General features: G+C 67.6%; 15 protein-coding genes. 6 read left to right on the forward strand and 9 right to left on the reverse strand.

Annotated elements, in window-relative coordinates:
• Positions 1-18: 18 nt before the first annotated feature.
• Complete coding sequence (pdxH, locus tag ASD15_RS31485; protein WP_082551482.1) at positions 19-1,221, reverse strand: pyridoxamine 5'-phosphate oxidase; 1,203 nt, start codon at positions 1,219-1,221, stop codon at positions 19-21.
• 81 nt (positions 1,222-1,302) lie between these two features.
• Between pdxH and tcdA the strand changes: the two genes are divergently transcribed.
• Positions 1,303-2,136 (forward strand): tRNA cyclic N6-threonylcarbamoyladenosine(37) synthase TcdA, encoded by an 834-nt coding sequence (gene tcdA, locus ASD15_RS01665; RefSeq protein ID WP_057153004.1) that lies wholly within the window; start codon positions 1,303-1,305, stop codon positions 2,134-2,136.
• A gap of 159 nt (positions 2,137-2,295) precedes the next feature.
• Here tcdA and thpR read toward each other — a convergent pair whose 3' ends face one another.
• Positions 2,296-2,844, reverse strand: coding sequence for an RNA 2',3'-cyclic phosphodiesterase (gene thpR / locus ASD15_RS01670; RefSeq protein WP_082551483.1), 549 nt, complete (start codon positions 2,842-2,844; stop codon positions 2,296-2,298).
• Between the two features lie 35 nt (positions 2,845-2,879).
• On the opposite strand from thpR, the gene ASD15_RS01675 reads away from it, so the two are divergent.
• Both ASD15_RS01675 and cysK read left to right on the forward strand, forming a co-directional pair.
• Entirely contained in the window at positions 2,880-3,377 is a 498-nt protein-coding gene (locus ASD15_RS01675) for an FKBP-type peptidyl-prolyl cis-trans isomerase (protein WP_057153008.1), read from the forward strand.
• Positions 3,378-3,463: 86 nt separating this feature from the next.
• Positions 3,464-4,399: a cysteine synthase A gene (gene cysK / locus ASD15_RS01680; RefSeq protein WP_057153010.1), complete on the forward strand. Its 936-nt coding sequence runs from the start codon at positions 3,464-3,466 to the stop codon at positions 4,397-4,399.
• Positions 4,400-4,412: 13 nt separating this feature from the next.
• On the opposite strand, the gene ASD15_RS01685 is transcribed toward cysK, so the two are convergent.
• Genes ASD15_RS01685 through ASD15_RS01705 form a run of 5 tightly spaced genes read right to left on the reverse strand, consistent with a single transcriptional unit; the run spans position 4,413 to position 7,670 of the window.
• Positions 4,413-5,483, reverse strand: a complete 1,071-nt coding sequence (locus ASD15_RS01685; protein WP_057153012.1) for a cation diffusion facilitator family transporter — start codon at positions 5,481-5,483, stop codon at positions 4,413-4,415.
• Between the two features lie 3 nt (positions 5,484-5,486).
• A complete protein-coding gene (locus ASD15_RS01690; protein ID WP_057153014.1) occupies positions 5,487-5,789 on the reverse strand; it encodes a helix-turn-helix transcriptional regulator in 303 nt (100 codons plus the stop codon).
• 50 nt (positions 5,790-5,839) lie between these two features.
• Positions 5,840-6,355: a hypothetical protein gene (locus ASD15_RS01695; protein ID WP_057153016.1), complete on the reverse strand. Its 516-nt coding sequence runs from the start codon at positions 6,353-6,355 to the stop codon at positions 5,840-5,842.
• Positions 6,356-6,367: 12 nt separating this feature from the next.
• A complete protein-coding gene (locus tag ASD15_RS01700) occupies positions 6,368-7,096 on the reverse strand; it encodes a hypothetical protein (RefSeq protein ID WP_057153017.1) in 729 nt (242 codons plus the stop codon).
• Positions 7,097-7,145: 49 nt separating this feature from the next.
• A complete protein-coding gene (locus ASD15_RS01705) occupies positions 7,146-7,670 on the reverse strand; it encodes a CinA family protein (RefSeq protein ID WP_082551484.1) in 525 nt (174 codons plus the stop codon).
• A 158-nt stretch (positions 7,671-7,828) separates the two neighbouring features.
• Between ASD15_RS01705 and ASD15_RS01710 the strand changes: the two genes are divergently transcribed.
• Genes ASD15_RS01710 through ASD15_RS01720 form a run of 3 tightly spaced genes read left to right on the forward strand, consistent with a single transcriptional unit; the run spans position 7,829 to position 13,145 of the window.
• Positions 7,829-8,452, forward strand: a complete 624-nt coding sequence (locus tag ASD15_RS01710; protein ID WP_057153018.1) for a YfiR family protein — start codon at positions 7,829-7,831, stop codon at positions 8,450-8,452.
• Positions 8,449-10,530, forward strand: coding sequence for an ATP-binding protein (locus tag ASD15_RS01715; protein WP_229418019.1), 2,082 nt, complete (start codon positions 8,449-8,451; stop codon positions 10,528-10,530). Before ASD15_RS01710 ends, ASD15_RS01715 begins: the two co-directional genes overlap by 4 nt.
• The gene (locus ASD15_RS01720; protein ID WP_057153019.1) at positions 10,527-13,145 is read left to right on the forward strand and encodes an EAL domain-containing protein; all 2,619 of its coding nucleotides are present in this window, start codon (positions 10,527-10,529) and stop codon (positions 13,143-13,145) included. Before ASD15_RS01715 ends, ASD15_RS01720 begins: the two co-directional genes overlap by 4 nt.
• 11 nt (positions 13,146-13,156) lie before the next feature.
• On the opposite strand, the gene thiL is transcribed toward ASD15_RS01720, so the two are convergent.
• Together thiL and ASD15_RS01730 are read right to left on the reverse strand one after the other, a co-directional pair.
• Positions 13,157-14,155, reverse strand: coding sequence for a thiamine-phosphate kinase (gene thiL, locus ASD15_RS01725; RefSeq protein WP_057153020.1), 999 nt, complete (start codon positions 14,153-14,155; stop codon positions 13,157-13,159).
• Between the two features lie 20 nt (positions 14,156-14,175).
• The gene (locus ASD15_RS01730) at positions 14,176-14,391 is read right to left on the reverse strand and encodes a hypothetical protein (RefSeq protein WP_057153021.1); all 216 of its coding nucleotides are present in this window, start codon (positions 14,389-14,391) and stop codon (positions 14,176-14,178) included.
• Positions 14,392-14,579: the final 188 nt, after the last annotated feature.

Genomic DNA, 14,579 nt, shown 5'->3' on the forward strand with positions numbered 1-14,579 from the left:
GGTTGCCTCCCTAAAAAATCAGGGCTGCAAGCGCTCCTTCTTCCAGCTGCCGTCCGCTTGCAGCGTAAACACGATGCGGTCATGGAAGCGCGAGCGGCGGCCCTGCCAGAATTCGACCCGCTCCGGCACCAGGCGGTAGCCGCCCCAGTGCGGCGGGCGCTGCGGCTGGCCGCCGCTGGCCGCTTCCACGGCCGCAAAATTCGCTTCCATCTCGGCCCGGCTGGCAATGCGTTCGCTCTGATGCGAGGCCACCGCCGCCAGCTGGCTCTTCACGGGACGGCTGTAGAAGTACGTATCGCTGTCCTCGGCCGAGGTCTTTTCCACGCGGCCCTCGATGCGCACCTGGCGTTCCAGCTCGCGCCAGAAAAACAGCAGGGCCGCATGCGGGTTCTGCGCTAACTGCTGGCCTTTCTGGCTCTCGTAATTGGTGTACCACGTGAAGCCGCGCGCGTCGTATTGCTTGATCAGCACGACGCGCGAGCTGGGCTTGCCGTCCGCGCCCACGGTGGCCACGCTCATGGCGTTGGCCTCGAAAACTTCGGCCGTCATGGCTTCGTCGAACCACTTGGCGAACTGGTCCACCGGGTGGTCCAGCGTGTCGGCCTCGTCCAGGCTGGCGCGGCCGTAATCGAGCCGCAAGTCGGCGATGTCGACGCCGGCGGCGGTGGCTGGGGCCGGCGCCGCTGCCGGCGCGATGCCCCGCCGCGCCTGCATGGCATCGCCCAGTTGCTGCATCTGCACCGGGCTGAAGATGCGCTTGGCCATCGGCGCGATGTGCTGTTCTTCCTGCTCCATGTGGGCCGTGTAGTCGGCGACGAATTTCTCCACCGCTGGAGCGGACAGGGCGGTATCTGTCCCTGTGGCAATTTTGTCAAGTTGTGCTTTAATTATAAGCCAATCCCCATCCATTTGCTGGTGCTGCGCAAGGAGGCGCGGCATCATGTCGCGCAGCACGGCGGCATCGTCGCCGCGCGCGGTGGCGTCCAGCATGGGCAGCAGGTTGCGCTCCTCGTCCTCGTGGTGCAAATGGGCCGCGTTGCTGAAATATTTCAGCACCGCCTGCGCCGCCTGGCGCGCCTGCTGGTCGGCGCCGTGCTGCGGCAGGTGGGCCAGCAGCTTGCGCAGGGTGGCGAGCTGCTGGCGGATGCGGTCGTGGCAGTGTTTCAGGACGGCGATGGGCTGGCTGAAGTCGGGCGCCGTGTCGATCAGGGAATTGCTCATGGAGGGGCTCGTCGGTTTGGCTATGGATAGTCAGCCATTCTAGAATAAATCCTTGCCGCCCGCGTCCGTTAGAATGACGGGATGACCGACCTAATTTCCCCCCCCAACCCCGAAGTGGACTACGAGCGCCGCTTCGGCGGCGTTGGCCGCCTGTACGGCCAGCCCGCGCTGGAACGCTTCCGCAACGCCCACGTCTGCGTGATCGGCGTCGGCGGCGTCGGCTCCTGGATCGTCGAGGCGCTGGCCCGCAGCGCCATCGGGCGCCTGACCCTGATCGACCTCGACAACGTGGCCGAATCGAACATCAACCGCCAGATCCAGGCCCTGACCGGCACGCTCGGCCAGGCCAAGATCCACGCGCTGGCCGAGCGCATCGCGCAGATCAACCCCTACTGCGACGTGACGCAGATCGAGGACTTCATCGAGCCGGACAACCTGGAGCAGATGGTCGGCGTGGGCCGCTACGACTACGTGGTTGACGCCATCGACAGCGCCAAGGCCAAGACCGCGCTGGTGGCCCACTGCCACCGCCACAAGATCCCGCTGATCGTGATCGGCAGCGCCGGCGGCAAGACCGACCCGGCCAAGATCGAAGTGCGCGACCTGTCCAAGACCGAGCAGGAGCCGCTGCTCAAGAAAGTGCGGCGCCGGCTGCGCAGCAACTACGGCTTCCCGCCGGGCATGAAGAACAAGTACAACATCGACGCCGTGTTCTCGATGGAGCCGCTGCAGGCGCCCAACACCGGCGAAGCGTGCTCGATCGACGGCGACGAGCGGGCGGTCACCGGCCTGAACTGCGCCGGCTACGGCTCCGCGATGGTGGTCACCGCCACCTTCGGCATGGTCGCCGCCGGCCACGTCCTGAACAAGCTCGCCGCCCAGGTCACCCCGCCCCCCGCCCCGGCTGCAGCCTGAACCAACATCCCCCAGCCCAGCCTAGCCCAGCCTAACCTAGCCCAGCCCAGCCCAGCCCAGCCAGGCAAAGCCCAGCCAAGCAGCCTGAGCCGCATTTACCCCCACTTCGGGGTCAGACCCCGAAGTGGGGGTAAATGCGGCTGAGCTCGCTTGCGTAAGTTATTGATTTACTTGAGCATGTTTTGCGGCAATGGCCATGTAGCTGCCGTTGGGGAAGGATTCGACCAGCGCCACGCCGGTGGCGTGCCACGGCACCGGTTCGAATTGCGCGTCCGGCGGGGCGCTTTTTGCTTCGCGCGCCAGCGTGATGTGGGGTTTGAAGTCGCCGTGCGTGGCGGCGGTAAAGCCGGCCGCTTCCAGCCGCCCCATCAGGTCGGCCTGCAGCGCGGACAGCGCCGGCGGCGGCGCCGACATGCCGGCCCAGGCAATCCGCGGACGCTGGAAGTAGCCCAGCATGTCCACCCGCAGCCGCAGCTCCGGCACCGCCAGCCCGTCCAGTATCGACAGCAGCGGCGCCATCGCCGCGGCCGGCTGTTGCCCCAGGAACGCCAGCGTCAGGTGCAGCTTGGCCGGGGCGATGGCCCGTCCCGGCGCCAGCGGCTGCAGCCGCGCCAGCGCGGCGCGCGTGTCCTCATCCGGCCACAACGCGAAAAAAAGCTTGTGGCCGGTCTGTTGAATAATTGCATCGGATGGCTGATTTGTTATCATGTGCGTCGCTTGAAACCTCAACGAAAGAATACATTATGGCCCGTCGTTCTGTTTTGTTCGCATTCCTGCTTGCCAGCATCGCCACCGCCACCCTGGCGCAGGCCGCCGGCCAAGCGCCCGCCACCGCTGCCGCCGCTGATGCGCCCGCGCCGGCGCCGGTCGTGGTCGGCTCGGCCCAGCCCGGCCCAGCCGCCGATTCGCTGATCGTCAACGACGTCAAAGTCGGCGCCGGCAAGGAAGCCACCGCCGGCCACCTGGTGCGCGTCAACTACACGGGCTGGCTGTACCGCCCGCTGGCCAAGAACCAGCGCGGCAAGAAGTTCGACAGTTCCATCGGCCGCGAGCCGCTCGAGTTTACGCTGGGCAAGGGCCAGGTCATCAAGGGCTGGGACCAGGGCGTGCAGGGCATGAAGGTGGGCGGCAAGCGCATCCTCATCATCCCGGCGGAACTGGCTTACGGCCCGCGTTCGGCCGGCGAGATTCCGCCGAACTCGGCACTGACCTTTGAAGTGGAACTGCTGGACGTGAAATAAGTCCTGCCAGGCCGCGCCCGGCGTGGTGCGCGGCCTCGAATTCGGCGTAGACTGAAGCTTCCAGCCACTCGAGCGGAGCCTACGCCATGAATATTGCCAACGATGTCACTGAACTGATCGGCAACACGCCGCTGGTTCGCATCAACCGGATGGCCGCCGGCGCACCGGCGCAAATCCTTGCCAAGCTAGAGTTTTACAGTCCCGCGCACAGCGTGAAAGACCGCATCGGCCTGTCCATGATCCAGGCCGCCGAAGCGGCCGGCCAGATCCGCCCCGATTCCATCATCCTTGAGCCTACCAGCGGCAATACCGGCATTGCGCTGGCCATGGTGTGCGCCGCGCGCGGCTACCGCTGCGCGCTGACCATGCCCGACACCATGAGCCGCGAACGCCGCATGCTGCTGCGCGCCTATGGCGCCGAGCTGATACTGACGCCGGGCAGCGAGGGCATGCTGGGCGCGATCCGCCGCGCCGAGCAGCTGGCCGAGTCGGACCCGCGCTACCTGATCCTGCAGCAGTTCAACAACCCGGCCAACCCGGAGGTGCACCGCCGCACCACCGCCGAGGAAATCTGGCGCGACACCGACGGCCGCGCCGACATCCTGGTGGCCGGCGTGGGCACCGGCGGCACCATCACCGGGGTGGGCGAAGTGATCAAGGCGCGCAAGCCGGAGTTCCAGTGCATTGCCGTGGAGCCGGACGCGTCGCCGGTGCTGTCGGGCGGCCCCAAGGGGGCGCACCCGATCCAGGGCATCGGCGCCGGCTTCGTGCCGGCCGTGCTGAACACCCAGGTGTACAAGGAAGTGATACGGGTGAAGAACGAGGATGCCTTCGCCACCGCGCGGGCGGCGGCGTCGCAGGAAGGGCTGATGGTGGGCATTTCGTCGGGCGCGGCGCTGTGGGCCGCGATCCAGGTGGCGCAGCGGCCCGAGAACGCGGGCAAGCTGATCGTCACCATCATCCCGTCGTTCGGCGAGCGCTACCTGAGCACGGCGCTGTTCTCGGGACTGGCCGACCAGTAGCGGCCGGCCGCGCTCAGGGCGCCTGCAGGCAGCAGGCGTGGTCGGTTGTGCCCATCTCCACCTGCAGCGTGCAGTGGTGCACCGCGAAGTCGGCCTTCAGGCGCGCGGCGATCTCGTCGAGCGCCTCGTCGCCGGGGTGCCCGCCCGGCATCACCAGGTGGGCGGTGAGCGCCGTTTCGGTGGTGCTCATGGCCCAGATGTGCAGGTCGTGCACCTCGTTCACGCCGGGCCGGGCGCGCAGGAAGCGCTCCACTTCGGGCGCGTCCACCGATTCCGGCACCGCCGCCAGCACCAGCTTCAGCGCTTCGCGCAGCAGCGCCCAGGTGCTCACCATGATGATGACCACGATGGCGATGCTGACCAGCGGGTCGAGCCAGGTCCAGCCGGTCCACAGCACGGCCAGGCCAGCCAGCAGCACGCCCAGCGAGATGGCGGCGTCGGCCGCCAGGTGCAGGTAGGCGCCGCGGATGTTGATGTCGTCCTTGGCGCCGGCCATGAACAGCCAGGCCGAGAAGCCGTTGACGGCGATGCCCACCGCCGCCACCACCGACACCGTCAGCCCGTGCACCGGGGTGGGGTTCATCAGCTGCTGCACCGCTTCCCAGGCGATGGCGCCGCAGGCGGCCATCAGCAGCATGGCGTTGAACAGCGCGGCCAGCATGGAGCTGCTGCGCAGGCCGTAGGTGTAGCGCTGGTTGGGCGCGCGCCTGGCCAGGATGGCGGCGCCCCAGGCCAGCATCAGGCCCAGCACGTCGGACAGGTTGTGGCCGGCGTCGGCCATCAGCGCAGTGGAGTTGGCGACGAAGCCGTAGCCGAATTCGATGGCGACAAAAACCGTGTTCAGCGCAATGGCGATGGCGAACGCGCGGCCCTGGCTGTTCGGGTCGCCATGGTGGTGGTGATGGCCGCCATGGCCGTGACCGTGGCCGTGATCATGGTCATGGTTGCGGCCGTGGTCATGCTGGTGTCCATGCTCATGGTCGTGCTCGTCATCGTGGGCATGTTGGTGGCCATGCTGGTGCTCGTGCGCGCGGCGGTGGCCGGCGCGCTGCGGTTCGTGCTGGTGGTCGTGGTCGTGTGGCATGGCTTATCCGGGTTCGGCGATATGCTCGAGCATATCGTGGAGCACGCCGCTGATGTGGGCATCGGCGGCGGCGTAGAAGACCTGCTTGCCCAGGCGCTCGGATTTGACGATGCGGGCGGCGCGCAGCAGGCGCAAATGGTGGCTGACGAGCGAACTGCTCAATTGCAGCGCGGCGGCGATGTCGCCCACGGCCACCGGCGCCGCCACGCAGGCGAGCACGATGCGCAGCCGCGTCGGATCGCCCAGCAGGTGGAACAGGTCAGCCAGCTGGGCGATGGACGCGTCGGATTCGGGTGGGGTGCACATAAGTCAACATATGAATAGGTGTTCACATGTTAGCACATTACGGCGGGCGCTTACTTTTGCAGTTCAGCCTGGATCTGCTCGCGGGCCTTGGCGTCCAGCTTGTCGATGGCGCGGGTCAGCTTCTCGGCCTGGGCCAGCGCCGCCGCTTGCTGCACGGTCAACTGGGGCGCCGCCGCAGGCTTGCTGAACAGCGCCTGCACGCCGGTCACCAGCAACGCGGTCAGCAGCGAGATGCCGGCGGCGGCGGCCAGCAGGCGCAGTTCGCGCGGCGTCAGCAGCGGCGACTGGGTGGCGATGGCTTGCACCGGCGCGGCCGGGGCGGGCGCGTAGCCGGCGGTGGCGGGGGCGGCCGGGCTGGCCGGGGCGCGGGCCGGCGCCAGGCCGCCGGCGGCGCGCGCCTGCTCGGCCAGCTCCTGCGAGGCGGCGTCGATGCGCGCGATGTGGCGCTCCACCGATTCGGCCAGCACCGCTTCGTTCAGCGCCACCAGCGCGAAGATGGGATCGTCGATATCGACCTTGACGCCGGTTTTTTCAAACACGAGGCTGCGCAGCTTGTGCTGGTCCATGGCGCCGTCCTCTTACCAGCTGACTTTGTCGAGCTGCTCGAACAGGTCGCGGAACACCACCTTGATGCGCTGCTTTTCCATTACGTTGAATTTGTCGCTGGCTTTCACTTCGTCGGCCGTCAGGCGCGCCGTGTTCATCTTCTTGATGTCGGCGCCGAAGGTGTCGGCGTTGCGTTGCGTGAGCACCACGCGGCCCACCACGCGCGCGGCGTTGTCGGCGTAGGTCTGCGATTCGATGAAGGACTTGCCGGAGGCCGACACCAGCTGGCCGAAGTGTTCGTTCTCCCACAGCACCAGCGGCACCGAGGTCGATTTTGCCGTGGACAAAAAGCCCATCGCGGTGTCGTGCAGCGTGTCGCCGCCGCCGACGATGGTGTGGATGTAGACCTTGCGGCCCGACTCCTGCAGCAGCGCGAAGCAGTCGTTTTCGATCAGGTAGGCCACCAGCGGCGAGAAGGTGTTGGCGCCGTTGTCGATCACGCAGTTGCCGTCTTCCTCCAGGATGTCGATCATCAGCGCGTCGAAGCGCTTGGGGTCGATGGTGCGCGCGTCCGTCATCACCGGCACGTGCTTCACGTCCATCGCCTTGTAGCGCGAGAAGGTGGCGTTTTCCTGGTCGGTGTCGTAGCAGCGCAGCGGGGTTTCGTCCTTGGCCGCCAGCCATTGCGCCAGGATGGTCGACACCAGGGTCTTGCCTATGCCGCCTTTGCCCTGCAGGATGAAATGTACGGTGTTCTGCATCGCGCTCTCGTGAAATATGTCTCTGATTAGTGGGCCTGCCCGGCACGCACTATACCAAAAAGCGCAGCAGCCCTTGCAGCGAATGCGCCACGGCCTGCTCGCGCACGGCGCGCCGGTCGCCGCCGAACACCAGCCGCTCGGTGCGCACCCAGCCCGGCCCGGCCCAGCCGAAGCACACCGTGCCCACCGGCTTGCCGGCCACCGCGCCGCCCGGGCCGGCGATGCCGGTGGTCGACAGCGCCACCTGGGCCGCGCTGTGGGCCAGCGCGCCCACCGCCATCGCCGCCGCCACTTCCTCGCTGACGGCGCCGTGCTGCGCGATCAGGCCGGCCGGCACGCCCAGCATGCCGGTCTTGGATTCGTTGGAATAGGTGACGAATCCGCGCTCGAACCAGCCGCTGGAGCCGGCAATTTCCGTCACCGCCTGCGCCGCGCCGCCGCCGGTGCAGGACTCGGCAGTGCACAGCCGCAGGCCGCGGCTGTGCAGCGCTGCGCCCACGTCGGCGGCCAGGCGCTGCGGCCCGTCCGGTCCTTCCAGCGCCTGGCTTGCCTGTTCCGTTGCCGTGTTGTCCATTTGCGTACTCCTCTTGCATTGCGTACAGTTATTTAATGGACACATTCTAGCCCGCCGCGCTTTGCGCACGGTCAAAAAATTATGCTCAGCAAGGGCAAAAATGCGTACACTCGATTGGCCTGAATCTACTTGGTTTCTAAGTTAAAGGGAGGGGAGACATGCAGCTTGCAAGCTTGCCGCGACTGCTGCGTCTGCCGCTGGTCCTGGCGCGGTTCGTCCGCCGGCTCGCGCCGCAGCTTGCCGTGCCCCTCATGTTCCTGCTGTTGCTGCTGCAGGCGGCGCCACGGCCCGCCGCCGCCCAGGACAATAGCCTGGAACGCCAGGTCAAGGCCGCCTACCTGGTCAAGTTTGCCGGCTTCGTCGAATGGCCCGAGGGCAGTTTCGTGCGCCCCGACAGCCCGCTGCTGATCGGCGTGATGGGCGCCGACGCGCTGGCCGACCAGCTTGAGCGCAGCGCGGCCGGCCACAGCGCCAACGGCCACCCCTTGCAGATAAAAAAACTCAGGAAGGGCGAGCCGCCCGGCCACCTGCACATCCTGTTCATCGGCGCGCTTGACAGGGCCAGCCTGCAGGAGCTGCTGGCCGCCATCCGCAGCCAGCCCATGCTCACCGTGTCCGACAGCGAGGAAGCGCACGCGCTGGGCAGCATCATCAATTTCGTGCTGGCCGACGAGCGGCTGCGCTTCGATGTCGCGCTCAAGCCGGCCGCCGCCGCCCGCATCCGCATCAGCGCGCGCATGCTGTCGGCGGCGTACCGGGTGGTGCCGGGAGGGGCGACATGACGGACCAGCGCATGGAAGGGGGGCACATGAAGGGCGGGCATATGCGGCGCATGCGTTCCCTGCGCCAGAAGCTGCTGGGCGTAGTCATGCTGACCACGCTGGTGGCGCTGCTGGTGTCGCTGGCCATGATCGTGGCCTACGACCTGCGCGCCTACCACCAGAGCGTGAGCGGCGACATGAGCACGCAGTCCGAGCTGATCGGCCACATGAGCAGCGCCGCGCTGGCGTTCGACGACCGCGCGCTGGCCAAGCAGACCCTGTCGCTGCTGCGGCTGCGCCCCAAGATCAACGCCGGCGCCATCTACAACGCCAAGGGCAAGCTGTTCGCCAGCTACGTGGCGCCCGGCCAGGACGACCACTTCCCGCAGCAGGCCGAGGCCGACGCCATGCGCTTTGAAGACGGCAAGCTGACGCTGTTCAAGCGCATCGTCGACAACGGCGAGCTGGTGGGCACGGTCTATTTGCGCGCCGAGTACGAAATGGTGGGCCGCCTGGCCGACTACGTGGGCATCGCGCTGCTGGTGATGCTGCCGGCCATGGGCATCGCCTACCTGATCATGCGCCGCACCGACTACATCATCACCCGCCCCATCCTCGACATCCGCGACGTGGCGCGCGAGGTGGTGCAGACCGGCGACTATTCGCGCCGCGCCGCGCCCACCAGCGAGGACGAGGTGGCGCAGCTGGTGGAGTCGTTCAACTCCATGCTGAGCGAAGTGGAAATCCGCCAGCGCGAACTGGCGCAGTCGAACGGCGAACTGGCGCGCGAGGCCGAGCAGCGCACGCTGGCGCAGCAGGAAGTGATGCGGCTGAACGAGGAACTGGAGCAGCGCGTGCACGAGCGCACCTTGCAGCTGGAGGCCACCAACGGCGAACTGGCCATGGCGATGGAAGAGGCCAAGAGCGCCAACCAGGCCAAGTCGGCCTTCCTGTCGTCCATGAGCCACGAACTGCGCACGCCGCTCAACGCCATCCTCGGCTTCGCCCAGATCCTCACTTCCGACAAGCTGCCCTCCACCCTGGTGCAGAAGAAGGAGTTCGCCGGCCATATCCTGAAGTCCGGCCGCCACCTGCTGACCTTGATCAACGAGATCCTCGACCTGGCCAAGATCGAATCGGGCGCGGTGGCGCTGTCGATGGAGCCGGTGGCGCTGCAGGAGATGCTGCAGGAGGTGCAGAGCATGACCGAGCCGCTGGCGGCCGCGCGCGGCATCCGCATGCTGTTCCCGGACAGTTGCCAGGCCACCGTGGGCGCCGACCGCACCCGCCTCAAGCAGGTGCTGCTCAATTTGCTGTCCAACGCCATCAAGTACAACCGCGAGGGCGGCGCGGTGGTGCTCGACTGCAGCAGCAGCGGGCCGGGCCTGCTGCGCCTGTCGGTGCAGGACACCGGCATCGGCCTGAAACCGGAGCAGGTGGCCATGCTGTTCCAGCCTTTCAACCGCCTGGGACAGGAGAGCGGGCCGGAGGAGGGCACCGGCATCGGCCTGGTGGTCACCAAGCGCCTGGTCGAGCTGATGGGCGGGGTGATCGGCGCCTCCAGCAGTCCGGGCGTGGGCAGCCTGTTCTGGATCGAGCTGCGCGCCACCGAGCCGCTGCCTTCGCTGGTCGACAGCGAAACGGCGCGCGCGCTGGTCGACAGCGCCGGCGGGCGCGCCCCGGACGCGCCGGCCGTGATCCTGTATGTCGAGGACAATCCGGCCAACCTGAAACTGGTGGAGGAGATCATCAGCTTCCGGCCCGACCTGCGCCTGCTGCCGGCGCCCGACGCCCACCTCGGCATCGAACTGGCGCGCGCGCACCAGCCGGACGTCATCCTGATGGACATCAACCTGCCCGGCATGAGCGGCCTGGACGCCATCCGTGTGCTGCGCAGCGACAGCCGCACCCAGCACATTCCGGTCATCGCGCTGACCGCCAACGCCATGCCGCGCGACATAGAAAAGGGCGTTGCGGCAGGATTCTTCCGTTACCTCATCAAGCCGATCAACATCGATGAGTTCACGGAGGCCATCAACAGCACGCTGGCCTATGTAGCCGAACGCACCGACCGCAAAGCCAGCAAGGAAATGTCATGATTACCCAGGCCGACATCCTCAACGCGAAGATCCTGATCGTCGACGACCAGGCCGTCAACGTGCAGCTGCTGGAGTACCTGCTCACCACCACCGGCTACACCGCGGTCAGCTCCACCACCGACCCGCGCGTGGTGGCGCCGTGGCACGAGCAGCACACCTACGACCTGATCATCCTCGACCTGCACATGCCCGGCATGAGCGGCTTCGACGTGATGAACGCGCTCAAGCCGCTGGAGGCCGATGCCTACCTGCCGGTGCTGGTGGTGACGGCGCAGCCGGACCACAAGCTGGCCGCGCTGGAGGCCGGCGCGCGCGATTTCGTCAGCAAGCCCTTCGACCCGGTGGAAGTGCTCACGCGCATCCGCAATATGCTGGAAGTGCGGCTGATGCACCGCGAATCGAAGAACTACAGCGCCTTGCTGGAGCAGACCGTGCGCGAGCGCACCGCCGAGCTGCAGCGCTTCCGCAGCGCGATGGACGCCACCGCCGACGCCATCTTCCTGATCGACACCGCCACGCTGGCGCTGGTGGACGTGAACGACGGCGCTTGCCGCATGCTGGGCTACGCCCGCCCGCAGCTGCTGGCGCTGGAGCCCGAACGCATCGGACTGGGTGCGCGCGACAGCCTGCAGGTCCATTGCAACGCAGCCTTGACCACCGTGGGGACGGCGCGCGCGCCCGAGCTGCTGGAGACCGAGCTGACGCGCCAGGACCTGGCGGCGGTGCCGGTGGAACTGTACTGGCAGCTGCAGCAGGGCGGCGGCTTCGACCAGGCCGGGCCGCATCCGGCGGGCGTGCAGCCGACCCTGATTTGCGTGGCGCGCGACATCAGCGAACGCCGCCTGGCCGAGGAGCGCCTGCTGCACATGGCGCACTACGACAGCCTGACCGGCCTGCCCAACCGCACGCTGTTCTTCCAGACCCTGGCCGAGGCCATCGAGCTGGCGCAGGACAAGGAATGGCGCATCGTGGTGCTGTTCATCGCGCTGGACCGCTTCAAGAACATCAACGATTCGCTGGGTCCGGCGGCCGGCGACGAGCTGCTGCGCCAGTTCAGCAACCGGCTGGTGCAGTGCGTGCGCATCCGCGACACCGTGGGCCGCCTGGGCGGCGACGAGTTCGCACTGATCCTGACCATGACGCGCAACCAGCAGGACGCGGTGCTGGTGGCCAACGAGGTGCGCGAGGCGCTGCGCGCGCCGTTCGACCTGGAGGGCCACCCGGCCGCGCTGACGGCCTCGATCGGCATCGCCATGTACCCGGACGACGCCACCGACCCCGAAACCCTGGTCAAGTACGCCGACACCGCCATGGAGCGCGCCAAGCAGGCCGGCCGCGACGGCTACCGCTTCTTCACCGCCGGCATGAACGTGCAGGTGCTGGCGCGGCTGGACCTGGAACTGGCGCTGCGCCGCGCGCTCGACGAGAACGAACTGCTGCTGTACTACCAGCCCAAGGTCAACCTGACCACCGGCCGCATCAGCGGCGCCGAGGCGCTGCTGCGCTGGCAGCGGCCCAACTACGGCATGGTGTTCCCGGCCGAATTCGTGCCGGTGCTGGAGGACACGGGGCTGATCGTGCGGGTCGGCGCCTGGATCATCGACGCGGCCTGCCGCCAGATCGCCGCCTGGGGCCGCTCCATGGTGGGACCGGTGACGGTGGCGGTGAACGTGTCGAGCCGCCAGTTCGTCGAGGGCGACCTGGAAGGCGAGGTCAAGGCCGCGCTGGAGCGCCACAAGGTGCCGCCCGAGCTGCTTGAGCTGGAGCTGACCGAGACCGCGCTGATGTCCAACGCCGAGCGCACCATCGGCGTGCTGGGACGGCTCAAGGAGCTGGGCGTGAAGTGCTCGATCGACGATTTCGGCACCGGCTATTCCTCGCTGGCCTATCTGCAGCGCTTCCCGATCGACAAGCTGAAAATCGACATCGCCTTCGTGCGCGACATCACCACCAACCCGAACGACGCGGCGATCGCGCTGGCCATCATCAGCATGGCGCACAGCCTGAAGCTGCGGGTGATCGCCGAGGGCGTGGAGACGCGGCCGCAGCTGGAATACCTGCGCCGCAACCGCTGCGACGAGATCCAGGGCTATTTCTTCAGCCGCCCGCTGCCGGCCGACGAGATGGGCCAGCTGGTCGAGGGCGGGCGCAGCCTGCCGCCGGACCCGAACCAGGCTGCCGAGCCGCCGCAAACCCTGCTGATCGTGGACGACGACGTCAATGTGCTGTCCTCGCTGCACCGGCTGTTCCGGCGCGACGGCTACCGCATCCTGACCGCTGCCACGCCGGCCGAAGGCTTCGAGCTGCTGGCGCTGTACCCGGTGCAGGTGATCGTGTGCGACCAGCGCATGCCCATCATGAGCGGCACCGAGTTCCTCAGCAAGGTCAAGGAGATGTATCCGGACACGATACGGATTATCCTGTCCGGCTATACGGGCTTGGAGGCGGTGCTCGATTCGATCAACCGGGGTGCGATCTACCGCTTCTACACCAAGCCCTGGGACGATATCCAGCTGCGGGACAATATCCGGCTGGCCTTCCACCACTACTGGCTGATGCACGGCACCGGGCGCCGCGTGGGCGAGCCGGGCGAGGACCATACGTCGCTGGCGTGACCCGCCAGCGTTCAGCCAAAGTGGTCGAAGCCGTGCAGCTTGAGGGCCAGCGGCGCGCCGTGCACATCGACCAGGCGCAGGCCGGCTTCGGCTTCGATGCGACCCACCCGCGTGACCGCCGTGCCGCTTTGCGCGCCGGCCGCCAGCACCGCCCCGCGCGCTTCGGCAGGCGCGGTGAAGCACAACTCGTAGTCGTCGCCGCCGGCCGCCGTGTACGCGCGCCGCCAGTCCTGCGCGCAGCCGGCCAGCACCGGGCCGGCCGGCAGCGCGTCCACGTCCAGCACCGCGCCCACGCCGGACAGCTTCAGGATGTGCCCGACGTCGCCCACCAGTCCGTCCGAAATATCGATGGCCGCGTGCGCGATGCGCTGCTGGGCCAGCAGGCGCCCCAGCGCCACGCGCGGCGTGGGCGCGTGCAGCCGGGCCGACGCCGCCGCGAAGCGCGCCGCCCCGTCCGCGCCGCCTGCCGCCTGCGCCAGCTGCGCCCCCGCGCCCGGCTCGTTCAGGCAGGCCGCCAGCGCCAGGCGCGCGTCGCCCAGCGTGCCGGAGATCCAGATATCGTCGCCGGGCCTGGCGGCGTCGCGCCGCAGCGCCTCGCCCGGCGCCAGTTCGCCGAAGATGGTGATGCAGATGTTGAGCGGCCCCTTGGTGGTGTCGCCGCCCACCAGTTCGCAGCCGTGGGCGTCGGCCAGCGCGAACAGGCCGGCCGAAAAGCCCGCCAGCCAGCCGCGGTCGGCCGACGGCAGCGCCAGCGCCAGGGTGAAGGCGACGGGGCGCGCGCCCATGGCGGCCAGGTCGGACAGGTTGACGGCCAGGCTTTTATGGCCCAGCTGGTACGGGTCGGCGCCGGCGAAGAAATGGCGGCCCTCCACCAGCATATCGGAGGAAATGGCGGTCTGCATGCCGGCGCCGGGCGTCAGCAGGGCGCAGTCGTCGCCTATGCCGAGCGTGGCGCGCAGCGGGCGGGGGCGCTTGAAGTATTCTGCGATGAGGTCGAATTCGGAGAGCATGCCGCCATTGTACTAGCGTACTAGGCGTTGCCGCCCTCGGCCAGTTCGTCCTCCAGCGCCGCCTGGCGCTTGTGGCGGCTGGAACTGTAGCCCCAGATGCCGGTCGAGACGATGGCCGCCGCCGCCAGCAGCGCCGATTGCGCAGTGCCGGGTTCGGCAAAGCACAGCATCACCGTGGCAACGGGAAAGGCTAGACTGGAGAGTCGGAAGCTGTTGTGCCAGAACTGGTAGCTCATCGCGCGCCCTTCTTTCAAAAATGGCAAAGCATGTCAGTAAGGCCAGTCTATTACGTGAAAGCTACATTGTCTAGGAGAACTAAAGCCTTTCATTCAACTATCCTGATCCTGGCGCAATAGTTGCGCTCCGAAAGGCGGATGTGCCATAGAAAGAATTGATAAAATTGATAAGGCCGATAGTTATTCTG

Source organism: Massilia sp. Root351 (assembly GCF_001425045.1).
Classification (GTDB): domain Bacteria; phylum Pseudomonadota; class Gammaproteobacteria; order Burkholderiales; family Burkholderiaceae_D; genus Rugamonas.